Source organism: Candidatus Thiodiazotropha endolucinida, from assembly GCF_001715975.1.
Classification (GTDB): Bacteria; Pseudomonadota; Gammaproteobacteria; order Chromatiales; family Chromatiaceae; genus Thiodiazotropha; species Thiodiazotropha endolucinida.
Genome location: NZ_MARB01000005.1, coordinates 205,069 through 230,268, shown reverse-complemented (window position 1 = coordinate 230,268; position 25,200 = coordinate 205,069). Strand labels below are relative to the sequence as shown.

Annotated in this window: 21 protein-coding genes; 2 read left to right on the top strand and 19 right to left on the bottom strand. The window is 53.5% G+C overall.

Annotated elements, in window-relative coordinates:
- Positions 1 to 107 precede the first annotated feature (107 nt).
- A complete protein-coding gene (locus CODIS_RS06020; RefSeq protein WP_320410402.1) occupies positions 108 to 1,334 on the bottom strand; it encodes a glucose-1-phosphate adenylyltransferase in 1,227 nt (408 codons plus the stop codon).
- Positions 1,335 to 2,243: 909 nt separating this feature from the next.
- Here CODIS_RS06020 and CODIS_RS06015 point away from each other — a divergent pair.
- Positions 2,244 to 3,179 (top strand): isoaspartyl peptidase/L-asparaginase family protein, encoded by a 936-nt coding sequence (locus tag CODIS_RS06015; RefSeq protein ID WP_069122210.1) that lies wholly within the window; start codon positions 2,244 to 2,246, stop codon positions 3,177 to 3,179.
- A gap of 149 nt (positions 3,180 to 3,328) precedes the next feature.
- Here CODIS_RS06015 and CODIS_RS06010 read toward each other — a convergent pair whose 3' ends face one another.
- Together CODIS_RS06010 and CODIS_RS06005 are read right to left on the bottom strand one after the other, a co-directional pair.
- Positions 3,329 to 3,538, bottom strand: a complete 210-nt coding sequence (locus CODIS_RS06010; protein ID WP_069122208.1) for an acetyltransferase — start codon at positions 3,536 to 3,538, stop codon at positions 3,329 to 3,331.
- A gap of 189 nt (positions 3,539 to 3,727) precedes the next feature.
- Positions 3,728 to 5,308 carry a peptide chain release factor 3 gene (locus CODIS_RS06005; protein WP_069122305.1) on the bottom strand — a complete coding sequence of 527 codons (1,581 nt, stop codon included), beginning with the start codon at positions 5,306 to 5,308 and terminating at the stop codon, positions 3,728 to 3,730.
- 194 nt (positions 5,309 to 5,502) lie between these two features.
- On the opposite strand from CODIS_RS06005, the gene CODIS_RS06000 reads away from it, so the two are divergent.
- Positions 5,503 to 6,204, top strand: coding sequence for a putative metalloprotease CJM1_0395 family protein (locus CODIS_RS06000; protein ID WP_083220578.1), 702 nt, complete (start codon positions 5,503 to 5,505; stop codon positions 6,202 to 6,204).
- Positions 6,205 to 6,249: 45 nt separating this feature from the next.
- Here the strand turns inward: CODIS_RS06000 and rimI are convergent, their stop codons facing one another.
- The 16 genes from rimI to CODIS_RS05920 all read right to left on the bottom strand — a co-directional run bounded on the left by rimI (position 6,250) and on the right by CODIS_RS05920 (position 25,136).
- Positions 6,250 to 6,717 (bottom strand): ribosomal protein S18-alanine N-acetyltransferase, encoded by a 468-nt coding sequence (rimI, locus tag CODIS_RS05995; RefSeq protein ID WP_069122205.1) that lies wholly within the window; start codon positions 6,715 to 6,717, stop codon positions 6,250 to 6,252.
- On the bottom strand, positions 6,714 to 7,481 hold the full coding sequence (locus CODIS_RS05990; RefSeq protein WP_069122203.1) for a uracil-DNA glycosylase: 768 nt from the start codon (positions 7,479 to 7,481) through the stop codon (positions 6,714 to 6,716). The genes rimI and CODIS_RS05990 overlap by 4 nt, the downstream gene beginning before the upstream one ends.
- A gap of 97 nt (positions 7,482 to 7,578) precedes the next feature.
- A complete protein-coding gene (locus CODIS_RS05985; RefSeq protein ID WP_069122200.1) occupies positions 7,579 to 9,129 on the bottom strand; it encodes a 2-isopropylmalate synthase in 1,551 nt (516 codons plus the stop codon).
- A 264-nt stretch (positions 9,130 to 9,393) separates the two neighbouring features.
- On the bottom strand, positions 9,394 to 10,164 hold the full coding sequence (pssA, locus tag CODIS_RS05980) for a CDP-diacylglycerol--serine O-phosphatidyltransferase (RefSeq protein ID WP_069122198.1): 771 nt from the start codon (positions 10,162 to 10,164) through the stop codon (positions 9,394 to 9,396).
- A gap of 259 nt (positions 10,165 to 10,423) precedes the next feature.
- Positions 10,424 to 11,728 carry a DUF58 domain-containing protein gene (locus tag CODIS_RS05975; protein WP_069122192.1) on the bottom strand — a complete coding sequence of 435 codons (1,305 nt, stop codon included), beginning with the start codon at positions 11,726 to 11,728 and terminating at the stop codon, positions 10,424 to 10,426.
- Positions 11,725 to 12,699, bottom strand: coding sequence for an AAA family ATPase (locus CODIS_RS05970; protein ID WP_154723025.1), 975 nt, complete (start codon positions 12,697 to 12,699; stop codon positions 11,725 to 11,727). Before CODIS_RS05970 ends, CODIS_RS05975 begins: the two co-directional genes overlap by 4 nt.
- Entirely contained in the window at positions 12,674 to 13,828 is a 1,155-nt protein-coding gene (locus tag CODIS_RS05965) for a DUF4350 domain-containing protein (protein ID WP_069122186.1), read from the bottom strand. Before CODIS_RS05965 ends, CODIS_RS05970 begins: the two co-directional genes overlap by 26 nt.
- Positions 13,829 to 13,832: 4 nt before the next feature.
- Complete coding sequence (locus CODIS_RS05960; protein WP_154723024.1) at positions 13,833 to 15,317, bottom strand: hypothetical protein; 1,485 nt, start codon at positions 15,315 to 15,317, stop codon at positions 13,833 to 13,835.
- Positions 15,304 to 16,293, bottom strand: a complete 990-nt coding sequence (locus CODIS_RS05955; protein ID WP_069122180.1) for a stage II sporulation protein M — start codon at positions 16,291 to 16,293, stop codon at positions 15,304 to 15,306. The genes CODIS_RS05960 and CODIS_RS05955 overlap by 14 nt, the downstream gene beginning before the upstream one ends.
- Positions 16,293 to 17,006 (bottom strand): RDD family protein, encoded by a 714-nt coding sequence (locus CODIS_RS05950; protein ID WP_069122177.1) that lies wholly within the window; start codon positions 17,004 to 17,006, stop codon positions 16,293 to 16,295. The genes CODIS_RS05955 and CODIS_RS05950 overlap by 1 nt, the downstream gene beginning before the upstream one ends.
- 3 nt (positions 17,007 to 17,009) lie before the next feature.
- Positions 17,010 to 18,272, bottom strand: a complete 1,263-nt coding sequence (locus tag CODIS_RS20420) for a BPSS1780 family membrane protein (protein ID WP_083220576.1) — start codon at positions 18,270 to 18,272, stop codon at positions 17,010 to 17,012.
- 467 nt (positions 18,273 to 18,739) lie between these two features.
- Positions 18,740 to 19,207 (bottom strand): DUF302 domain-containing protein, encoded by a 468-nt coding sequence (locus CODIS_RS05940; protein WP_069122175.1) that lies wholly within the window; start codon positions 19,205 to 19,207, stop codon positions 18,740 to 18,742.
- A 1-nt stretch (position 19,208) separates the two neighbouring features.
- On the bottom strand, positions 19,209 to 21,779 hold the full coding sequence (locus CODIS_RS05935) for a TRAP transporter fused permease subunit (RefSeq protein WP_069122170.1): 2,571 nt from the start codon (positions 21,777 to 21,779) through the stop codon (positions 19,209 to 19,211).
- 376 nt (positions 21,780 to 22,155) lie between these two features.
- Positions 22,156 to 23,106, bottom strand: coding sequence for a TAXI family TRAP transporter solute-binding subunit (locus CODIS_RS05930; protein WP_069122167.1), 951 nt, complete (start codon positions 23,104 to 23,106; stop codon positions 22,156 to 22,158).
- Positions 23,107 to 23,154: 48 nt separating this feature from the next.
- Positions 23,155 to 23,934: an alpha/beta fold hydrolase gene (locus tag CODIS_RS05925; protein WP_069122165.1), complete on the bottom strand. Its 780-nt coding sequence runs from the start codon at positions 23,932 to 23,934 to the stop codon at positions 23,155 to 23,157.
- Positions 23,931 to 25,136 carry a class I SAM-dependent methyltransferase gene (locus CODIS_RS05920; RefSeq protein ID WP_069122164.1) on the bottom strand — a complete coding sequence of 402 codons (1,206 nt, stop codon included), beginning with the start codon at positions 25,134 to 25,136 and terminating at the stop codon, positions 23,931 to 23,933. The genes CODIS_RS05925 and CODIS_RS05920 overlap by 4 nt, the downstream gene beginning before the upstream one ends.
- Positions 25,137 to 25,200 lie beyond the last annotated feature (64 nt).

Below are 25,200 nucleotides of genomic sequence, written 5' to 3'. Positions count from 1 at the left end.
ACGACATCCTTGTATTATCCTGCATGTACTCCATATATAGAGGCGTCAAATGGTCATAATGTTCCCCGCAATGATATCGTCCATGGAGTTGTTAAGTCGTTCCACAATCAGGTAGTGAAACGGTAATCCTTGGGTACCACCACCACCCCCTTGGGGGAAACGGAAAATCGGGCTGCATCACGCGCTTGATCAAATCCAATACGCTCACCGGCAGGAATCACAACACCCTTGTCGACAATACAATTCTCCAACTGCACCCTATCGCCGACCTTGACGCCATCGAAAAGAATCGAATTATGAATCACCGCTTCATCCCCGATCAGGCATTTCGGAAACAAAATGGATCGCTGTACACTGCCACCCACGATGAGGACCCCATTGGCAACGATGGAGTTGATAAAGATTCCCTCACTGCCTGAGATGCCCGGCACGGTCCGTGCCGGCGGGTTTTGCCCATGATGGGTACGGATTGGCCACTCAGGCTGATACAGATCCAATGACGGCACCGGGTCCAACAACTCCATGTTCGCTTCATAGTAACTGTCGATGGTGGCGACATCCCGCCAATAGCGGTCCTGGCTGACCCGCCCCGCCTCACCACCGAATTGGTAGGCGTAGGCACCGCCGGCCGCAACCATTTTCGGCAAAATGTCATGGGTGAGATCATGACTGGAACCGCTGAGATCGTGATCCTCCTCAAGCGCTGAAATCAGGCCTTCAATGGAAAATAGATAGATACCCATTGAAACCTGGGCAGTTGACTCACCACCGTTATCAGCTCTTTGCCGCTCATGCAGCACCCCATAAGAATTGACTTGACCATTCTGATCCAGGTCCAAGATACCGGAAAGTCCGGCTTCTGCAGAAGGTCGCTGCATGCAAGCGACCGTTACACTGGCTTTGTGCTGCACATGAAATGCGATCACTGGTGCGTAATCCATTCGATAAATATGATCACCGGGCAGGATCAATACCCGTTCCGCGCCACTGCGCTTGAGCATGTAGAGGTTCTGGTAAACGGCATCTGCAGTACCGTCATACCAACCACCACCCCTTCGCATTTGCGGCGGAACAGCGGTGATGTATTCAGCCAACTCCGGATTGAAGAGCGACCATCCATCTCTCAAATGCTTTTGCAGGGAGTGGGATTTATATTGAGTCAATACCAATATCCTGCGTAGGCCGGAGTGCAGGCAATTGACCAGAGGGAAATCGATGATTCTGTATTGACCCCCGAAAGGTACCGCTGCCTTGGTCCGTTCGAGCGTGAGTGGCTGCAGGCGAGAACCCTGACCCCCTGCGAGGATCACAGTCAATGTCTTGTCTAGCATCATGTAACTCCGCTTTTTTAATCCCCTGAGTGAAACCTCTATAGCAATGGATTAGCAAGAAACGATCCTATAGCAGGATTCCCGGCCTGTTAACCGATCCAAGACAGGTGGGAATACTAACAAATCCGAATCAGAGATTTTATCCGGTGCATACGCACCGCTTTCATCCATCGGCGCTATTGATAATAGTGCCTATGCACTCCGATGGCGCAAGCGTAGCCTCCACAAAGGGGTACATAAGTGACCGACCACCCAATACTGTATCGGGCAAGGATACAATGGCGTTCTGTTTTTCTCTTAAATTCAATGACCTGTAAAACCGGCCCTACGCCCTGCTGTGGCTGCCAATAAAAACCAAAAAAAGTGGCATTCGTCAATTCCGAGAACATCTTCCTCACTCTCGCAGATGAGTTGGGGGGTACCTGTGCAACTTCAGCAGGAGTACGAGAGCGAAATCCGCCTCAATATGTTGTATAGGGTTATTCGTGGCAAGTATAGGCGGTTGCTTGCTGCAGGGCAGATACATGAAGGGACAGCCTAACATGGCAATTATCATCCCACTCCACACGAAACCGGAACATTATTGAACCGATGGCCGGCTGGATGGCGGAGCGGGGTTTCAAGAAATCCACGCACGCGATGTCGCGGTAATACCGGGGGAGCAGAAAACTGACTATCTCGCGATTGAGTGCAATCCGTGCGATAACGGCGCTTCCTATCCGACCCTGATTGCATCGAAACTCGGTATCAATGCACGGGAATCAAGCTAGAGTTACATATGAGTCTCTGGCAGTTTTAAGCGTTATTATTCGCCCATTCAGAATAACTGCAATTTGCTCATTCTGCCCTGCAGAAAGAAAAAAATCCCGGCAGCATCCATTGGATTAGTTTGAACAGGCCCTAGAGAGAACAATGCAAAAAACCTTCTCGCTGATGGTGCATGGCGGTGCGGGAACTCTGGACAATGTCAAGGACAATAAAATGGCCTTGCGCTATCTGGAGAGCATCCGTACCGTCCTGGAACATGGCCGAAATATCCTGAATCGCGGGGGCAGTGCCCTCGAAACAGTGGAGACCTGCGCATCCCTGCTGGAGGATGATCCGGTATTCAATGCCGGGTGCGGTTCCGTACTCAATGAAAACGGCAAAGTGGAAATGGATGCCGCCATCATGGATGGTCGTGATCTCTCCGCCGGCGCTGTCGCTGCAGTAAGCAATATCGCCAACCCTATACAGCTGGCCCGCCTGGTAATGGCAGAAAGCGAGCATGTGATGCTGATCAGCGATGGCGCGATGAATTTTGCGGCCCACTGCGGCATGCGCCTGACCCCGGATCACTATTTTTTCACACCCGATCGCATTCAGCAGCTGGAGCAGGCACAGCTGCATCATCGAATCATGCTGGACCATGATGAAAGCAATGGAATTTCCGAAGACCAGAAGTATGGCACCATTGGCGCCGTCGCTCGCGACATTGAGGGAAACCTGGCTGCGGCGACATCCACGGGGGGGGTGGTGAATAAACGTATGGGACGGGTCGGTGACTCGCCGATTATCGGTGCAGGGGTGTTTGCCGACAATCAGACCTGTGCGGTTTCCACCACCGGTTTCGGCGAAGATTTCATGCGTACCGTCCTTGCCAAGACCGTATCGGATGCCATGGAGCTTCTCAACTTCGATGCCAAAGGTGCGGTGGATTATGGCATCGAGTATCTGCTACGCAAGGTCGAAGGCAGGGGGGGCATGATCGTCATCGACCATCAGGGTAACTGCGCCGCCGATTTCACAACCCAAAAGATGATCCATGGCTGGATCGAAAAATCGGGCCAGAGCTACGCGTCTTTTTAGCAGTAAACCGGATACGAGTACGATTCACCTGTTGCGGCTTCGCTTTCGCAAAAACAGCACCTGAGGATCGGGAAGCGTAAAAAAAAGCGCCCTATTCCGGTGTCGGATGTCAGTTCAACCCCAAATACGTGAGTTCAGACATTCTTCAATCAGTGTCGCCGGTATTCGGAATCCAGCCAGCATTGTGGAAGTGGTTCCCCGGAAGGGAATTTCATCTGATCCTTGGCAAACCTCTCAGCATCCTGCATCTCTTCTCCCGCATGGAAACGTCCAATTATCTCAGTGTGATTTGGATTAAAAAGGTCGGTCAGACTCAGCACTTCTACCAGTTTTTCACTGTTTTTCTGCATTAGAAACATCGACTGCCTCCTTTATTACCGGGGCAGTGGAGATCAACAACCCTGGCTGTTTACAGCCTCTGAAAAAGTCTTCTATTAATAATTATGGATTAGCAAGGGCGATTTTCAACGCTACCGGAAGTGTGGAGTATCTGCTCCACCCATCCCCAAAAGGAGATTAAAGAAATCAACGATTGGGGTAGTGGTTTTTCAAAGTTCTCGCGTGGCCAGAAATTCGATATCCGGCCAACGTTCCATGGCCAGATCGAGGTTCACCCGGGTTGGTGCCAGATAGACCAGCTGGTCATCCCCATCCAATGCCAGGTTGTCATAGGCCTTATCCCTGAATCGCTCCAGCATTTTTTCGTCCTTGCAAACAATCCAACGGGTCGTAGCCACGTTGACGGGTTCCACGATCGCCTCGACCTTATACTCGTATTTCAGTCTTGCCACAGCCACATCGAACTGCAAAATACCCACGGCGCCCAGGACCAGATCATTGTTTTTCAGCGGCCTGAAGACCTGGGTGGCACCCTCTTCACACAGCTGCAAAACACCTTTCAGCAGCGCTTTCTGCTTGAGCGGATCTTTCAATACCACACGGCGAAACAGCTCCGGTGCAAAATAGGGAATTCCTCCATATTTCAACTCCTCCCCTTCCGTAAAGGTATCACCGATCTGAATAGTGCCATGATTGTGCAGGCCGATGATATCTCCCGGCCAAGCCTCATCCACGTGGCGACGCTCATCGGCCTGGAAGGTGATGGCGTTGCTGATCTGCACGGTCTTGCCGATCCGCACATGCCGCATCTTCATGCCTTTGCGGTAGCTGCCTGAGCAGACACGCAAAAAAGCAACACGATCCCGGTGCTGTGGATCCATATTGGCCTGTATCTTAAAGATAAAGCCACTGAATTTAGCCTCCGATGGCTCCACCAGGCGCTGCTGCGTCGTGCGTGACAACGGTCCAGGCGCATACTCGACAAAGGCATCCAGCAGCTCTTTGACACCGAAGTTGTTGATTGCCGAGCCGAAAAACACCGGCGTCAGCTCACCCCGTGCATAGGCCTCCAGGTCGAGTTCATGGCTGGCGCCACGCACCAGCTCGATCTCCTCACGCAGTTCCTCCGCCTGGCTGCCGATGAGTTCATCCAGCTTGGGATTGTCGATACCCTCTATGACCTCACCCACCTGGATCTTGCCACCATGGGTGGCACTGAAAAGATGGGTGGTATCGCTGCGCAGATCATAGACTCCTTTCAGACGTTTACCCATACCTATCGGCCATGATACGGGGGCGCACTTTATCTTCAGCACTTCCTCGATCTCATCCAGTATCTCCAGCGGGTCGCGTCCCTCGCGATCGAGTTTATTGACAAAGGTGAGAATCGGCGTATCGCGCAAACGGCACACATCCATCAGTTTGATCGTTCGCTCCTCGACACCCTTCGCCACATCGATGACCATCAATGCTGAATCCACTGCCGTCAGGGTCCGGTAGGTATCCTCTGAAAAATCCTCATGGCCGGGGGTATCGAGCAGATTGACGATCTCATCCCGGTAGGGAAACTGCATCACCGAGGAGGTGACGGATATCCCACGCTCCTTCTCCATCTCCATCCAGTCGGAGGTGGCATGGCGCGCCGCTTTGCGTCCCTTGACCGTGCCGGCCATCTGGATCGCCCCGCCATAGAGGAGTAGTTTTTCCGTCAATGTGGTTTTACCCGCATCCGGATGGGAGATGATGGCGAAGGTGCGTCGCCGGCTGAGTTGTTCAAGTAATTCGGACATTGAGACCATGTTTCACTGTTAAAAGGTCGCGGATTATACCCCATTCAGGGCTACCGTAGTGACTCATCCAATCTGGGTTTCAGAGACCCATCGAGGGAAATTAATTCAGAAAGCGCAGTTATTGCGGGTCAGCGTGAAACCGTTTATCGGTTTGTTGCTTATAATTGTGGCAGGTGGAACGATTTGGTAACGCCATGACTATCTCCCTCGGCATGCTGTCCGGCCTCGGCAATACCGCATCTGCGGTAGAGCGGACTCTACCCGGAGCTCAGGCCGCCAGCCCCGATAAACATGCATCAGGCGGTGCCTCTGCAGACTCAGCCGCCACCCCTGCCACCCGTGACAGCACCACACAAAGACCAGTCCGCGAGAGCGGGGAGAGTAGCCGGCTGACTCAGGAGGAACAGGCTGAAGTCAGGGAACTGCAGAAGAGAGACCGGGAGGTTCGGGCCCATGAGGCCGCTCACCGGGCCGCAGCGGGCAGCCTGGCTAGCGGTGGCAGCTATACATACAAGAGAGGCCCAGACGGACGTAGCTATGCGGTCGGAGGAGAGGTTTCAATCCGCATGCCATCGACCGACGACCCCAGAGAACGAGCCAGGCAGGCGGAAACGGTCCGCAGGGCCGCACTGGCGCCAGCCGACCCGTCACCGCAGGATCGTCAGGTCGCGGCACAAGCCTCGGCGATGGCCGCCCAGGCACGAAGTGAAATCCAGGCCGAACAGCGTCAGCAGCTGGCGGAAAACAGAGAAAAGGCCACTGAGCGTGACGGCGATGGGGGCGACGCAAATACTCAAAATACGTTTTTGGGGCAACGGGCCATTGCCTCCTTTCAATCCGTTGGCAGCGTCGCCAGCCTGCACAGCAACCCCTCCACTATCGACGAGATGATATAAAATGCATAGTTCAGCGTCTCTTCATCTTGCGTTCCTTGCCTGACGCTACAACTCCAGTGACATCATCAATGCATCCTCGCGGGACTGGTTACGGTCAGGATAGTAATCACGCCGCTCTCCTATCTCGACAAAGCCCAGTTTCTTATACAGCCCAATTGCAGGTTTATTACCGACCCTGACTTCCAGATAGACCGTCTCGGCTCCGTGCTGGCGGGCAATTTTCAATAAGCGCCTGATTAACTTTACTGCCAATCCCTTACCTTGCCATTTGGGATCGATACAGATATTGAGGATGTGCGACTCATCGATGACCACCGACATCACACCATAGCCGATCACCTGCTGATCGAGATTCACCACCCAGCAGCAATAGCCGACACGCAGACAGTCCTGAAAGATCCCCAGGGTCCAGGGGTGTGGATAGGCCGCCTCCTCGATCGCAATGACCTGTGGAAGATCCTCCACTTGCATGGGGCGGAGACCGAGCAGAGGATCCTGTAACTGGGCACTCACGCTCGATCCCCCCGCAATACGGAAAGCGCCAGCTGCAGATCCTGCCAGGCCTTGCCTTTCTGTTCGGGGGAACGCAAAAGATAGGCCGGGTGGTATGTCACAACCAACGGAATGCCCTGATTTCCGAAGCTGTGAATCCGCCCCCGCAGTTTACCCACGGCGATATCGGTTTTGAGTAGATTCTGTGCCGAAATGCGACCCACCGCGAGAATCACTTTCGGCTTTATCGATTCAATCTGTCTCTGCAGGTAGGGCTCACAGCTCAGGGTCTCCTCCGGCTTTGGATCCCGATTGTTGGGCGGTCTGCATTTTACAATGTTGGCAATAAAGACAGCCTCTCGCTTGTAGCCCATGGCCAGCAACATCCCATTCAGAAGCTGACCGGCTCGACCGACGAAGGGTTCGCCCTGCCTGTCCTCGTCGGCACCCGGGGCCTCACCGATCACAAGCAGCTCCGCCTGGGGATTACCAACACCGAATACGGTTTGTGTGCAACCGGCACGCAATCCGCATGCTTTGCATCGCTTTACACTTTGCTGCAATTCCTGCCAATCGTCGAGTTCCGGGTTCACCCTCGCTTCCAAGGCGGGTGCCGTCTCATCTATCGGATCGGAATGAGCCACACCTGTTTCTGAATCAACCGCCCGGGCATCCTCTGCGCCCTCCCGTGACTCATCCCCCCGTCCGGCTTTGGCGACAATCCGCCGCTGCCATAGAGTCAGACCCATAGCCTTCAGGTAGTGAATCCGACGCGGCTCCTTCATGCTACAGGGGCGCAGAAGACGAAGGGCTGTGTGCGGCTTTTTACCACAGCAAAGCCTGCTCCGGATGGATCGATCACGGAATTACAATTGCAAGCCACTAAACATCCCCGGTTTGCGGATGGGCCTTCTCCACCGGCTCCAGGATCTTGTTCACCGCATTGATATAGGCCTTCGCGGAAGCGATGACAATATCCGTATCGGCGCCCTGCCCATTGGCGATTCTTCCACCTTTTTCCAACCGAACAGTAACTTCCCCCTGGGCATCGGTGCCGCTGGTGATGTTGTTTACGGAATAGAGCTGTAATTCTGTGCCGCTGTTGACGATGCTCTCAATCGCCTTGAAGGCGGCATCCACGGGACCACCACCCGATGCCACACCCAACTCCTCCTCCCCATCGATGCTCAGCGTCACCTCTGCATGAGGTGTCTCACCGGTTTCGGAGCAGACCTTGAGGGCGATCAGCTTGACCCTTTCGTTGAATGATTCGGTCTTGGTATCTGTCACCAGGGCCTGCAGGTCCTCGTCGAATATCTCATGCTTTTTATCCGCCAGATCCTTGAAGCGCGAAAAGGCCGCGTTCAGCTCCTCTTCCGACTCAAAACTTATTCCCAGACTCTCCAGGCGTGTGCGAAAGGCGTTGCGTCCGGAGTGCTTGCCCAAGACCATGCGGTTCTGGCTCCAACCCACATCCTCCGCACGCATGATTTCGTAGGTCTCCCGCGATTTCAGCACCCCATCCTGGTGAATGCCGGATTCATGGGCAAATGCGTTGGCGCCGACGATTGCCTTGTTGGGCTGCACCGGAAAACCGGTGATATTGGAAACCAGCTTGGAACAGGCGACGATCTGGGTGCTATCCAGCCTGGTCTGGCAGGAAAATGTGTCGGGCCGGGTTCGCACCGCCATCACAACCTCTTCCAGGGAGGCATTGCCGGCCCTTTCACCGAGACCGTTGATCGTGCACTCAACCTGTCGCGCCCCATTGCTGACAGCCGACAGCGAGTTCGCCACGGCCAATCCCAAATCGTTATGACAATGGACTGAAAAGATCGCCTTGTCGGCATTCGGGATCCGCTCACGCATCCGGTGGATCAGGTCTCCAAACTGGTGCGGCATGGCATAACCCACGGTATCGGGCACATTCAGGGTAGAGGCGCCCGCATCGATAACCGCCTCGAAGATGCGGCATAGAAAATCGATTTCGGAACGACCGGCATCCTCGGCGGAGAACTCTACATTATCAGTGTATCTTCTTGCCCGTTTGACCGCATGCACCGCCTGTTCGACGACCTGGTCCGGGGTCATGCGCAGCTTATGCTGCATATGAATGGGCGAGGTCGCGATAAAGGTATGTATACGGGCTGAATTGGCCGCTTTCAATGCCTCACCGGCACAATCGATGTCCTTGTCGAGGGCACGGGCCAAACCACACACTGTCGAGTCCTTTACCACGTTGGCCACCGCAGAGACAGCCTCGAAATCGCCCTGGCTTGCGATCGGGAAACCCGCCTCTATGACGTCGACACGCAGTTTTTCCAAGGCCTTGCCAATGCGGACCTTTTCGTCCTTTGTCATGGACGCACCGGGACTCTGTTCACCGTCGCGCAAAGTCGTGTCGAAAATGATCAATTGATCGGCTTGGCTCATACTCCACTCCAGCAGGATTCAGCGCGGCAGCGATTGGCTGCCGGCCAAACGGCTTTTTTAGATAACAATCGAATATAACCCACGCCCTACGGAATGCCAATCATCGATAATCCGAGACCCTCGAAGGGTAATGATTGCGCGCAGGCCGCTTGCATGTAGACAGGATAGATGCAACAAATATCCAAGCTGACCGGATACCTTGCCTACGACCCAGAAGCGGGCAAGTGTCTTGGATTAGTGTTAACAGGCCCTAGCCGATAGCGCTCAGGGTCCATCACCCCTGCGTTCGCTGGTGATTCTTTGCTCGCGATGCTTACGCAACTGGACCAGAGTCAGGACAGGCCCTGAGATCGCATAGGCAAGAAACAGAAGAAACAGTACCGTGGGCGGATGGGTCTGCACGATAGCCAGCACGATCACAACCACCACCAGGGCGATAAACGGCACCTTGCCCTGGAAGTCGATCTCCTTGAAACTGTGATAACGAAAATTACTCACCATCAGTAATCCGGTGAGGGTGGTTATAATCGCGGCCGGCCAGCCCAGCGTATTACCGTCCATACCATAATCGACACCCAGCCAGCCCCCCCCGGCCATGATGGCTGCCGCAGACGGGCTCGGCAATCCTTGAAAATATTTTTTATCCGTATTGGTCAGCTGGGTATTGAACCGGGCCAGTCGCAAGGCGGCTGTGGCGGTATAGATAAAGGCCGCCAGCCAGCCCAGTTTACCAAGATCACTCAATGCCCAGATGTAGACGACCAGGGCCGGAGCCAGCCCAAACGACACCATATCCGACAGACTGTCATATTCTGCACCGAAGGCGCTCTGGGTCTTGGTCATCCGCGCCACACGCCCGTCCAGGCCGTCCATCAACATGGCAACGAAGATAGCGACGGATGCGATCTCATATTTACCGTTGACGGCCGCCAGGATGGCATAGAAGCCTGCAAACAGGGCGGCGGTCGTAAACAGGTTCGGTAACAGATAGATCCCTCGACTTCTTTTCTTCTGCTTGATCTCTTCAGGCTCCATAGTTCCGACCAGATTAACTGATAATTTAAAGGATTATAACAAGGCTGATCATCAAAAGCGCCACACTGAATGATTCCTTTATACCCACAATATTCAACTGCTGAGCTGGTTAAGTCAGCAGCGTAAAGCAGGGGCCCACTTACGCACCACCTGATGTCATGATGCTTTGTTGAAATAATATTTGCGTTTAGTCGCGTTCATTTGCGGACTTATCACTATTTGCGTCGATTTGCGGCTTGCTTTTACAACACCCTTCATCTCAAAGGCGACCTGATCCCTTCACATCGAGATAGGTGTTTACCAGAGTGACCGGCAGTTGCTGAGGTCGACAGTCCATTATCAGGGCGCCCCGGTGAGCGAGTCTCTCATGGCCCTGTTTCCGCTGCCCGAGATAGTCCATCACGGCCTGAAAGCGCAACGCTCCCTGCAGATTGACTACCGGCGTCTGAACCACAGTATCCAGCGACGCCTCATGCAAATCCGCGATTACAACCAGATGCCTGCGCACCAGTAGAGACACTGCCTTCAGCAAATCGTCCCGCTCCTCGTTACGGCTGTTTGTCAAGATGACCACAAGGGCCCGTCGCCGCTGCAACGACATCAGCTTATGCGCAGCGCCGAGATAGTCAGAGGCCTGCAGGGTGGATTCGATATCATAGGTTCGATCCAGCAGACGTCGCACCACGTCCCCGCCTTTCATCGGCGGTTGCCACCGCTCATCCCCGCCAAAGCTGAGAAACCCGACGGCGTCTCCCTGACGGTCCGCGACATAACAGAGCAGCAGCATTGCATTCAACGCCTGGTCGAGATGTGCGCCTGCGCCATCTTCATGGCGCATATGTCTGCCGCAATCAAGCATGAATACCAGCTGTTGGTCACGTTCATCCTGATACTCCTTGGAGATCAGGCGGCGATAACGGGAACTCGCCTTCCAGTCGATCTGTCGCAATGAATCCCCAGTTCTGTACTCCCTCAGCTGGTGGAAATCACTACCCTCGCCACGACGTTGCCGCCTGCGGACACCCATTTGACTGAGATGATTGTCGGTAGCCAATAAGGCGTAGCGGGCTATTTCACGAAAATTCGGGAATACGCGTACTTGGGTGAGGTGGTCGACGAAGCGTTTCTGTCGCCACAATCCCAGGGGAGAGCGAATCACCAGATCGGCGCCACTGAACCGCCCCTCACCCCGATGTTTAGCCAATACGCGATAAAACAGATTGAGCTGGCGATGCGCGGGGACAACAAGGGACTGAGGCTGCTGTTCCACTTCGAATCCTTGCGGATAGTGATCGTGAACCACAACATCGAGCGCAATATCCGACCGGTTGCGCAGATCCAGCTCCACGCCGGTCCAGACACCCACGGGCATGCTGGTACGGGCCCTGCGCACCAACTCAGGCGACGGTAACCGGCGTAATCGCAGCAGATCAAGCAGGGCAAGCGACAACAGCAGCGGTGTGAGCAGTTTCCAGGATAGCACCCAAAAGGGAAACCAAACCGCCAGCAGTGCCGGCAGTATCAACAGGGCTGAAGCTATTGTCAGGCGGGTTGTGGGGATCACTGGCGTGGTGCGGGTATATTTGCCAGCAGATCGTTCAGTACATCGTCCGGCTGATAACCTTCGATCTCCAGATCGGTTGCGAGTCGAATACGATGCCGCAGAACCGGCAGTGCCGCCACCTTGATATCGTCAGGTGTAACATAGTCGCGCTGGGACAAAAATGCCTCAGCCCTGGCTACCCGCAGCAGCGCAATACTCCCGCGAGGCCCGGGACCCGCCTCGATCCCGTTCCAGTCGCGCGCCGCCCTCACCAGGCGTACTGCGTAATCGATGATCTGCTCATCCATCTCCAGTTTCGCGATATAGGATTGCAATTGCGGGATCTCGTCCGCATCCAACTGGGGACGAATGGCGGATGTATCGAGCTGATCGCCGACAACTCCCCGGGTCACCTGTTTTACCATCGACTGTTCATCTCCCTCGGCGGGATAGTCGATAAACACCTTGAGCAGGAAACGATCGAGCTGTGCCTGTGGCAGCGGATAGGTACCCTCCTGTTCGATGGGATTCTGAGTCGCCAAAACCAGGAATGGGGGAGAGAGCGGGAAGGTACGGCCTTCGATGGTGACTTGCTGCTCCTGCATCGCCTCCAGCAGTGCCGATTGGGTCTTGGCCGGAGAACGATTGATCTCATCGGCGAGCAGTAGATTACAAAATACCGGTCCCTTGCGTACCCGGAAGTTTTCACTCTTCATATCAAACATGATATGACCTGAAATATCACTCGGCATCAGGTCCGGCGTGAACTGGATGCGACTGAACGATCCCTTCACTGCCGCCGCCAAGCAGCGCACCAGCAATGTCTTGCCCAATCCCGGCACCCCTTCCACCAACACATGCCCGGCAGAGTAGAGCGCCAGTATCACTTCATGTACAACGCGCTGCTGACCAATTACCGCACGTGCTATCTCCTCTTCCAGCCCTCTGGCACGCTGTATAAGAGACTCACTTAACCCTGCTTCCGCTACCATTGTATTCATTCCTGTCTGGGTGCAACGCGGTAAAAAGCCGTTGCAGATTTGTTGTGATTTTGATCAGTTGACCCGTATCGCCCTGCTGGGAATAGAGCGCTCTATGTATCGAATCGGCGGTCATCCCTGTGTGGTTTGCCAACCAGTTGCAGCGGGCCTTTTGATCCATCTGTTGCAACAGCGGGTGACTTACCAACCAGCGCTTTTCCACCTCTTTGCGCGTTGCCTCAAGCAGACCCACTGAAGGATTCTGCCGCCAGGTAAACTCTGCAGTCGCCTGCAGGTGCTCCAATAGATCCCGATGCTTTGTCATGCGTGGTGAAAGCAATGGGCCGGTGGTGTACTGGAATCGCCGGATAGCGACTATTCCAAACAGTGCAATGCTGATCAGTAGATAAGGGGCAACCCGCCAGATGAATGATATCAGGGATGGCATCTGGGAATCGTATAGCAGCCAGGCATGATCCAGATCATCGGCAAGATATGCCAACAACAGGGCATGGTCCTTCTCACCAATCCGGTCATTGGTCAAAAAGTCGCTGTCGCTGAGAAATGTCACGCTACCCTCGCCCCAGGGAAAACGCAACAGATGCGAAAACCCGTTATCCGGTGATGCTGAATGGTTATCCTCGCTATACACACTAAACCACTTGTCCGAATCGAAATCGATCTGCAGCGAATCTCCGCTCCACGGCACTGTGATGGAACCAGCCTCTTCCGCTGCGAAAAACTCATCCGATTCCACGACCACCGCAAACTGCTCCAATAACGGATGCCCGCGCCCCTCCTCAACGGCATTGCCCGGTGTCACAACCAGAGATCCACCACGCTCCACCCAACCCAACAGATCAGCCACACGGGATTGGGGAAGTGGAGGCCCAAGATCTCTGACCAGAAGCAATCCCGGCCGCGTCGGGGGTTCGACGAGGAGCTGACGGCCCATATGACTGCTCGCGGAGAGGCCAAGACGGGACAGATAGCGTTCAGCGGCAAGCAGGGGATTGCGTCTCGCCTCTGCTCCCATGTTGCCTCGAACCTGTTCCGATACATATTCGAAATTATTCATAAACCATGAACCAAGCATGCCTCCGATGAGTATCAGCACTATCAGAGCGGCTGCAATTGGCACACCGTTATTCCGCACTGCTGGCCCCGAAAAAGCTATGCCAATCACGACACAGCAACAGCGCCTTCTCCTTCGGCGGCTGCACATGTCCATAGGCTATTTGCTGCCACATTCCGGTCAAGCGGGAAAAGTAGGCACTGGAATCATCCTCGATCACACCATGGACGCTGCTCAGGCACTCACCCTCAGTGGCACCCTCGACAATCTCTATTGCATGATCGTGAACCAACACCGACAAGGCGGCCCTGTAGAGCAGGCTGAATCCTCCCCTGTAATCACCATCTTCGATCAGGGAGGCGGCCTTTGCGGCCGGATCGTCCGGCAAGCTCTCAGGACGCAGATCGAGTCCGGCGACCTGACTGGGAATCTGTCTGCTGTTGTTGCGCTGTGGCCCCCCCCTCCCCTGTAGCAGGGAGCGGTTCTGGATAAACCAGTTGAGCAGATAGGCCAGAATGCCCGCCACGACCAGCCACAGGGCCACCTCGCCGTAATATGCCAGATCATTGGCAAACCCGCCGATGAGTCGTTGCAACCACTCGACCAGCCAACCGTTCTCTTCCTCGTCTGACTCCTCGCCGATGTATTTCCAGTAACCAAGCTCTTGATAACGACCGAACTCATTCTCGGCCAAAACCTCATTGATCAGATCCCGAGACTCCCTGGGATCCATCGTCAACGCATCAACGGTTCCAGGTTGCATGCCAACCACTGTCAAGGCGGCCACAAGCAGGAGTGATACCGCACCCGCCAATGGCCTGCGTTGATGACGTTGAGCCATGTTTCTCAAGCCAATCTCCAGATCCCAGGCTTCGAGCTGGCTACGCCGGTTGAGATAGAGTGCAAAGCCGCCGGATACATAGAAGGGGGCGATAAGCGACATCGCCAGCAAGGCACAACCATGGTGCAGCCACTCACTCAACGGATCGGGATCGAAAATGTAGCTTTGCCAATCGATCCAGAGGAGCTCTTGTGGGATCAGGCTGAGAACAAGCAAAATAAAACCCAGCTCCAATACGATTTCGAAATGAAGACCTACCAGCGTCAACCAACCGGCCGCATGGGTCTCACGACTGAGGACCCCGATACGACTGCTGCGTTGACGGCCCTTCAATCCCTCGAGAACGACCACCGGCATGACAAAAGAGCGGGAGGGACTCAACCGGCGCCATGTAAGATTGGCCACCAGCTGGGGCAGTACAATCTTCAACCAACTGCGAAATACCGTCTTGATGGGGGTGGTTTCCGTGAACAGGCGACGACTCAACCAATAGAGCAGCGTCGGCTCATATAGCGGCTTAAACCACCACAGTATCAGACCGGCCAACCAAAGCGGTAAAGGCAACAGCGCCAAAACAACCATCATGGGCAGTGCACTGCAAAGCCATAGGGACCAAAGTGGCATAAACCACTTCCGTGCCATGGCAAAACCAAGATCGATACTCTCCCAGGCTTGCCGAGGTCTCAGCTTGATGGCAATCCTAGTGAGATCCACGCCGCCCCCTGCCCATCATTAACAGGTAGGCGATAACCACGGACCAGAGAAGGGCCGCCACAAGATATTTAGTCATGGGTTGCAACTGCATGGAAGACCAGAAGGCTTCGATAAAGGCAGCCACGAGCAGCATCAGTGCCGCCCCCATGACCAGCAGCAATGCCTCTTCCGCCTGATGCTTGAGCGCTTGCACGCGCGTCCACTGCCCGGGTGCAATCACCGCATGCCCCAGGCGCAATCCCGCAGCACCGCAAATCACGATGGCGGTCAACTCGAATGAGCCATGGCCGGAGACAAATGGCCAGAAAGTATCGTGATAACCAAGTTGCGTTAAGTGACCGGCCAAACCACCGATCACCAATCCGTTGAACAGCAGTATAAAGAGTGTCCCGACAGCAAATAGTATTCCACTGGCGAAGGTCCTGAAGCCGATCCCGATATTGTTCAGGATATAGTAACCGAACATGGTGAAATCGGTTTCGGACTCACGCTCAAGCGCACGCCCCAATCGTAGATTGGTCGGATCGTAACTGCTCTCCATCTGTGCCACAGTCGTATCGTCGATAAGCGTGTAGATCAAATCCTCCTGCTGATAACAACCTACCCCCATCAGCACGGCCGGCAGAAGAAAAAAAAGCAAAGAGATTGCAAAATACCCACCGCTACGGCGCACAGCACTGGGAAACCCGGCAGAGATAAAGCCAAGCAGTCGCCATCGCCACCCTCCCTGCTGGCGATAGAACAGCGAATGTCCACGTAACACCATGCCATGCAACTGTTCGATCAGGGCAGGACTGAAACCGCGACCACGCGCCAGCGCATAGTGGCTGCAGAGCTGACGATAGTGGGCGGGAAAGCATAACTGCTCCTGCAACGACAGACGCCGTTTGCCTTGCGGGCGTCTCAGGTCATCCATCAGCACCGTAATATGATCCCATAGGGACTGGTTTTCCATTTCAAACTGCTGTTGTCTCATCAGCGTCCCTTGAGTATCCAGTTTGCGTAGGCGTAGAGCACATCGACAGCAGCATCTCCTCTCAAACCTGTCTGTTCAGTCAACAATTCCGCCAGCTCCTGGCGTCGTCCCAGGGAAAGCCTCTTACCTCGCTCGGCGAAGGCCAACAGGGTCAACTGCTCGGATTCGGAGAGTTCAACGGGCGGTTTACTGGCAACCGCCTGAGGAGGCAGATCCCGTTTTTTCTGAGTATCACGATAGACCACCACAGTACCTGCCGCCAGATCACCCAAACGCTTGAATCGCTTGTTGACCAGCATAACCAACAGACCGGTTGCATAGAGAAAGGGTAGAAAATCAGCCGTTCTCAACAGGTTTCTTATTACTGAGGCACTTGGCGTCACCGGTGTGCCATTGTCCTGTATGACATGAATACCCATGGCACGCTTACCCGGAGTGGCGCCGTTTTGAATTTCGAACACCACTGGATAAAACCATTCAATGAGAAAAAAACCGATCAGAATGACGGCCATGCCCAAACCACCCAGAAGGGACATTACGAGCACCAGAACAAGATAGATTACACCGCGCACTGCGGTATCAATCGCCCAGGCGCAGGCTCGTACTACCGGTCCGGCCAGGCGATAATCGAGTAGCACCCCCTCCGGGATTTCATAACTCAGCAGGGTATCGAGTGGTTCTACAGAATCCTCTTCTGTGAGTTCAACCCGCATGGATCAGCTGTAGTAGATATCCCGGTAGGCCGAATAGATTGCAGCGATCAGAATTGGAGAAACGATCAGCAGTCCCAGGCCAAACGGGATGAATCCCACGATTATCAACACAATAGCAGCCAGGCTATAGAGAAAAAACGGCAGGATATTCTTCAGGCAACCCGTGAAGCTTGCTTTCATTGCCTCCCAGGCGGACATCTCGTTCAATGCCACCAATGCCGGTGCAAACAGATAGGCCATCATTATCGGTATAAACAACAGGGCCGCGACCAGCAGACCAATCACGAATGAGGATGAGAAAAACAACATCGCCATCGCTTCAGGATCGGCTTGTTGCGCGGCCAGCTCGCCAATACTGCCAAACATCAAAGCGGCAAACCCGACGGCGAAGAGGATCATAAATATCAGATAGAAGACGCCAATCAATATGGCTTGACCGGCGTTGTTGGCAAATCCTGCAAACAGGTAGCTGACAGAGAAATCTTCTCCCTGGTCCTGCTCGTGACAACCTATCATCAGGCCGGCGATCAAAACCGGGGTTAAAACGTTGACCACAAGGGCGCCGAGGATAGGAATCAAACTGAACACGAACGCCAAGACAAACCATATGAGTATCACTGCAATCCAGCTCACGGGCGCCTGTTTGAAATGCCACCACCCTTTGCCGATCCACTTGAGTCCGTTCCCGGCGGATACGCCATGGGGACCTGTCATATCACCTTCCACAGGTTGCTCAAGCTCTGCTTCAGGCGTGGTGTAGGGGTTCTCTTCAGTTCCTGCGTCAGTCTTTCCCTGATCGATCTGAGTGGCCATATCAGCTTCCCTGGCCTGGGCTGCATGATATTTGGCAGCTACGATACCGCAATCCTGACAGATTCCCATCTGCATGTTCGGAGATCCGCATTTGGGACAGCGCCCACCGGCAGGATTCATTGTGGGATCCAATACCTCGGTTGCATCCTCATCGCCATTATCGAAACTCACAAGAGAGAGCTCGGATGATTTATCAGGCATCCCCGGCTCATCCACCGGGGGTTTAGGATCGAGTTCGATGATCAGGCCCAACTTCTCAAGGGACTCTTGATACTTCTCTGCCTTTTCCAGATCGATATCCTTTTTCAAGGTCACCGGCCTGCCGCTGATAATCAGCTTTTCTGCCTTATCCGGCCCTAATTTGAATTTCTCACTGAACAGGGCAATGATCCGATCCTGGTTGGTGCCCGGTTTCAGCTTACCGGTATAGATAACTTTATAAACTTCTGACATTACCCCTCTCTCCAATAAACCCCTTTGGAAGGCAAAACCCGATGCATTCCATTCTCCATATAAACGGCAAGATGCGTCTGTTCTTAAATCGGGGCAGAATCAGTCTGCACAATAATCGCGCCTTAACGATGCCACATAACTCAATGATTATTAAGCTAAATAATAAACTAAATATCTGTACTGCCTGAATTCAGTCCCCATAATGTATTGATCATGATCAATAAATCTGCAGTTTTTTACTCGGTTTTCGACTAAAAGGTCACCGGCAATCCAATGTCTGTTGGTTTATCAGCCCCCTGAGCCTCCCCATGACAGGATCTTTGTACACCCGATTCACCACTTGCCCCAGCAACGGCACGGCATAGAGAGAGATGACTATTCTCATTTTCCGAGTGCCTGCGTTGTATCTGTTAACACTAACACACATCCCCTATGACGTAAGTTACAACATATCAAGCAAGAAAAACTCAAATGGAATCCTCAATAATGCCCTCCATCAGGGCAATGATCTCATCGGCTACCTCTTTACCCTTTCCAGCGAGATGAGGGGAACGATAGGCGACATATACCTGTTCCGCATCTGTCTGCTTTACATAGACCGCAATTGTGAAAGGACATATGGCGATATTCTCGGGGGCTGCCTGGGCCATTTTGTGTGAAATCAGTGCACTGCAAAACTCTACAGACTCCGCTTTGGCAAATACCTCGGCGTAACCCAGGTCCGGTGCCGTGCGATTCAACATATCACTCACATGGAGGGTACCGCTGACCAGGAGCCCTCGCTCGACAATGGCCATCTTGATGTTATCAACAACATCTTCGAAAGGTTCCCCGGACCTGAAGACTTTTACCGCAGAGGATGAATCCGCAGGCCCATTCGCCATACAAGGACCGGCAATCAGAAACAGCGTACAGAGTGCCAAAATTACACGCATTTTATACTCCCAGGTTTGTCTGCTCACGCAGGTTGCTGCGACGATACTGGAGCCACAGAATACCTCCCATCAACAACAGGGGCGGTATCAGAAACCAGCCGCTATGTGGCTGTTTACTTTGACTGTAGTAACCGGTAATCCGGTGATTGAACCCTGCGATCAGACCGGCTTGCTCGGCCGCGCTAAGGAAACCAATATCGATAACACGAAGCGTATCGCCATCCGGCTCGGTAATAAAGCCCATACTCTTAAGGTAACCCCCTGTGTGAGATTCAGGTTTGGTGAAAATGATCTCCCGAGTCCTCATCAGACTCTCTTCATCTTCCACTTCAACCTGCAGTCGCACCTTACCTCCCAACGGCAGGGAGTCGATATGCGATTCGACACCCTGCACGGGGCGCCACTCCATGGCGGGAAAAAAATAACCCTGCCAGAAATCGGGACGAAAAAGGGAAAAAACCACCAATAACAGTAGCGGGGTTTCCCATAAGCGGTTTCGGACCAACAACCAACCCTGGGTTGCGGAGACGAACAGCAGCATAGCCACGACGCCCTGCGATACAACAACAAGAAATTCTAACAGGCTATCGATACCGATCATCAAAAGATTGGTGTTGAAAATGAACATGAATGGCAGTATTGCGGTGCGGATATCGTAATAAAACGATTGCAGACCTGTTCTGATCGGATCGCCGTTGGAGATACCGGCTGCCGCATAGGCAGCCAATCCCACCGGTGGGGTATCATCGGCCAGAATACCGAAATAGAATACAAACATATGTACAGCTACTAGCGGTATGTCCAAACCATGGGCGGCGGAGAGCTGCACGATAACCGGCGCCATCAACGTCGAGACAACGATATAGTTGGCGGTCGTGGGCAGCCCCATACCCAAGATCATGCAAATCAACGCTGTTAACAGCAACATCAGTACTACCGATCCGAGGGAAAGTGTCTCGACCAACTCACCCATCACCTGCCCTATCCCAGTCAGACTGACTGTCCCAACCACGATACCCGCAGTCGCGGTCGCGACTCCGATACCGATCATGTTTCGTGCACCGTACTCCATTCCTACGACCAGTGTAGTAAAACCATGCCTGATACCCATGATTACGGACCCACCCAGGAACAGTGCCCGCAATCCCTCCTGGGTGAGTTGAATCACAATCATCAAACAGATGGAGTAGAACACGGCGGTTGCCGGAGAGAGGCGTAACAACATCAGACACCAGACCAATACCAGGATCGGAAGCAGGAAGTGGAGTCCACCCAGGAGTGCGGTACCGACGGTCATGGTTTCGGCAGATTCCTGTTGGCGTGTTCGCAAACCGCAGCGCACTTCGCAATAGATCAACAAGCCATAAAACAGCAAAACCAATCCTGCATTGGCGTAAAAGCTGTAGTCACCGAACAGCTTGCTGACCATCGCAAGCAGCCAATAGGCCAAAAACAGAAAGCAGCTCACACCTGAGAGGGTCAGGCCCCAACCCAACAACCGTTGTTTTAAAGTCAGCGCTCTACTGCGTTTCTCAGCCTGCATTCCCGCCTTGACCGCTTCAAGGTGCACCAGATACATAAGACCGATATAGCTTAAAACCGCCGGTAGAAAGGCGTGTTTGATAACCTCCAGATAGGAGATATTGAGATACTCCACCATCAGGAAAGCGGCGGCCCCCATCACTGGTGGCATGATTTGACCATTGGTTGAGGCAGCCACCTCGATGGCGCCGGATTTCTCCGCACTGAATCCCACCCGTTTCATCAGTGGAATGGTAAACGTGCCTGTGGTGACGACATTGGCAATGGAGGATCCCGAGACCATCCCCGTTAATCCCGAGGCCAATACTGCAGCCTTTGCCGGGCCTCCCCGTCGATGTCCCACCAAGGCATAGGCGACACGGATAAAATAGTGTCCCCCTCCCGCCTGCTCCAACAGGCTGCCGAACAGCACGAACAGAAAAACGAAACCTGCGGAGACACCGACGGCAACACCGAACACGCCCTCGGTCGATAACCATTGATGAGAAGCAACGCGCGCTAAAGAGGCACCTTTATGGGCAAGCAGATCGGGTAACCAGGGTCCGCTGAAGGTATACCCCAGAAAGCAGATCCCGATCACCATCAGCGGCCAACCCAGAGCACGTCTGGTGGCTTCCAACAGTAATAACAGGCCCAACATGGCAACAGCAATATCCAGGCTTGTCGGCGCTCCCGAGCGGTCTGACAGCGCTTCGTAGAAGAGAAACAGATAGATGGCGCAGATGGCTGCCACCAAGGCAAGCACCCAGTCTGCAATGGGAATGGTATGGGTAATCACCTTACGGCGGGGAAAAGAGAGATAGGCCAGAAATATCGCAAATGTCAGATGGATTGAACGAATCTCTGTATCATTAAACACCCCGACAGCCAGACTGAACGGCAGGGGCGATGCGACCCATAACTGAAACAGAGCCCACGCCAGGGCGGTTCCCAGTAAAACCTTGCGTGCAAACCCTTCAGGCCGCCTGCCGTCAAACTCGGCCGCCTCGACCATTTCAAGCTGCAGTCTGTCGTTCTGGTCCTGGTTCATCGAATGGGCTTAAAGATGAATGGTGCAGGATACGCAAGTACGCCGCACCTGCTCAAGCGGGTAGTATATCTAGAACAGAGATGCCGCAAATGAACGCCAATCACCGCAATCACGCGCAAATTAGATGTAAGGAAAATGAGTTGACCGAAGTCGTTCAACTCAATTCCCAGATATTCCGACTCTCTACTCAGATTGTTGAAACCTGTTGCAGGCCCTCTGACGGTTTGTTTGTTATGCATATAAAGTGTCATACCATTTGCGATATTCTGCGGTGATTGGCGTTCATTTGCGGCTTGAATTGTATTAGGGCCTGTCAACGCTAAGTGCAGGTTCATACAGGTTAAGGTTCTGCCGCATTACGTGATAATGAAGACGCTTACAGTAAGCCCTTCTCTTTGTAGTAACGCAGCGCACCGGCATGAAAGGGAGCGGAGTTCCCCTTCAGCATCTCCTCGGCCTGGAGATGGGAAAAAGCGGGATGCAGTTTTCTGAAAACCGCCAGATTCTCAAACACTGCCTTCACCAACTGGTAGACTACCGCCTCATCCACCGTTTCGGAAGTCACCAGTGTCGCCTTGACCCCGAAGGTCGCGGTTTCACTGTCACTGCCCCGATACATACCGGCGGGAATGACTGCGGATGCATAGTATGGATTGGTGGCGATCAAGGCGTTCACCACTTCACCGCTTACCGGCACCAAATGCGTATCACAGGCGGTAGCAGCCTCTTTGATTGATGCATTCGGATGACCAACCGTATAGATCATGGCGTCGATTTTGTTGTCGCACAGCGCTCTGGCCTGCTCGGTGGCCTTTAGCTCTGACGCCAATTTGAAGTCGCCCTTGTTCCAGTTATATTCATTCATCAACACTTCCATGGTGCCGCGTTGTCCCGAACCCGGGTTGCCTATATTGACCCGCTTTCCCTTCAAATCGGTAAACACCCTGATATGGCTGTCGTTCCGGGCCATCACGGTAAACGGCTCGCTGTGGATGGAAAAAACAGCACGCAAGGATTTGTTCGGTCCCTGCTGACTGAATTTCGAACTCCCATTAAAGGCATGGTATTGCCAGTCAGACTGTGCCACACCGAAATCGAGTTCGCCGCTGGCGATGGTATTGAGATTGAAAATCGAACCTCCCGTGGACTCCACGGAACAACGAATACCATGGCTCTTTCGGCCCTTATTCAGCAGCCGACAAATGGCTCCTCCCGTAGGGTAGTAAACACCGGTCAGTCCACCGGTACCGATGCTGGTGAAACGTTGTTCGGCCGCAATACCGAACATAGGCGCCAGCAATAGACAGAGCGCGATGAGTTTGTTCATAGATCCTCCTGGCAATTATCACACGATAGTGTATATAGACCGCAAATTTCAAAGAAAGCCCTTTACAGCCTGAGCAAAAAGCTGAGGCTGTTCCGCATATAACCAGTGACCGGCACCATGTAGCATGCGTTGCCGATAATGGGGAAAGAGTTGGCCCATGATTTCTCGATAACTATCTCTGATGTAATCCGATTTTTCACCATGGATAAACAACGCCTCGCCGGCAAAGATGCGCCTGCCGGGTTCCGGAAATCCGGTCAAATGCGATATCGCCTTGCGCAGAACGTCAAGATTGAAACGCCACGACCAACCCTGCTGTTGCTTTACAAGATTCTGCAGCAAATACTGTCGTACACCCTTTTCTGCAACCCACCCGGCAAGCAACCGATCTGCTTCCTCTCTGTGTTGAATCTTATCAAGCGGTAGTCCGCATAGTCCCTCGAAGACATTGTCGAAACCATGTTCATAGGCCACCGGTGCGATATCCGCAACTACTAGTTTTTCGATCCGCTCAGGTTGCTGTAAGGCCAACCACATTGCAACCTTGCCCCCCATGCTATGTCCCAACAGATTGACTCCGTTTATCCCCAAACCGTCGAACAGTTCCAACAGATCCCCGGCCATCAGTGTGTAGTCCATGCCATCATGGTGGGGAGAGCGGCCATGGTTACGCAAATCCGGAGTAATGATGTGAAAATCATCCTGTAGATACTTTACAATGCCCATCCAGTTGTTGGCTGATCCGAACAGGCCATGCAGTAAACAGAGCGTGGGCTGCTCGGGCTTGCCGAATTTACGAAAATACAACTCCACGGCTTGCTTGCTCATGTCAGATCATCCCCTACCGCATGGGGACGGTACAATAATTCATGCTCAACCGCGTGTATGATGCCTTGGATAATCAATTGTGAACCGAGATTTTGTTTCAAGAGTCGATCGATTAACTGCTGGCCAGGGAATTCATCTGAAAGTTGGGCTGCTTGATCCAAAACCAGATGCGTTAATGGATGGCTGTTCAAATCAACCCTGCGACCTCGCAGGCGGCAGCCCTCGACATGCTCACCCTTTCGCTCCAGCATCAGCTGTGGATTGAACGCATATTGAGTTGCCGCCACCTCAGTTGCCAGCAGTTGTGGACGAGGTTTGTCTTCACGCCTGGACACCAACAGTGTGAACTTGGGAAGAAATTTGAGACGCTCGGTGAGTTGAAATCGTTTCATATCATCGATCGAATCGATAAGACGCAGCAACTCCGGATTATCGATCACCTGCCGTATCTCCCAATCATTTGGCTCCAGCCATCGGATAAAACGCAGGCCTGCCGAGTCAAGGAGTCGCCATAAACCGGCTATGTCGTAGCTTTTTTGGTGAACATGCAAGCACCGGTCGGCAAACTCGATATCATCGACACTGGCGGTTCCCTGCCAACAGTTACCGTTGAAAAGTGTTGTTTCCGCCGCATCCGCCAGCGCCCTCGCCATCGACAATCGGTCCATGGAACGGCAGTCGTGATCGATGATACTCAAGGCCTGCAGGTATCGATCCAAAGGTTGCCGGCCATAACTACCATCAAGCATGATGGCAACTACACCCTGTGGCGCCAACAGCCTACTGATATGTCGTAATCCCAGCAACGGATTACTCAAATGGGTCAATACACCATAGGACAGAATGACCTGGTAGCTCCCTTCCCTCACCGGCAGCGATTCATGATCCAGCAGGTCGCAGATGAAATATCGGAGATTGTCTATTCCTCGTTGCTTGCTACGATGTGTGGCCTCAGCAATGGCGACACGATTGATATCAACACCGGTAAAATCGATATCCGTCTGTCTTTCGGCAGCTGCCAGCAGATTCAAACCTCTACCGCAACCAGCTTCCAGGACATGTATTCGCCCGGAATCATCATTGGTGCGCTGTAGGTAGCTGAGCAACAGACGCGCATGATATCCATCACAGTTCACGTGACCATCCGGCGGGTAGGGATAGGCCTCGTAAAACGCCTGTACCTCAGCGGTGATCTTGTCCAAGGCCTAGGGCCTGTCAACACTCATCCAATCGGCCCTGCTGGGACTATTTTTTCGTCCAGCAAGG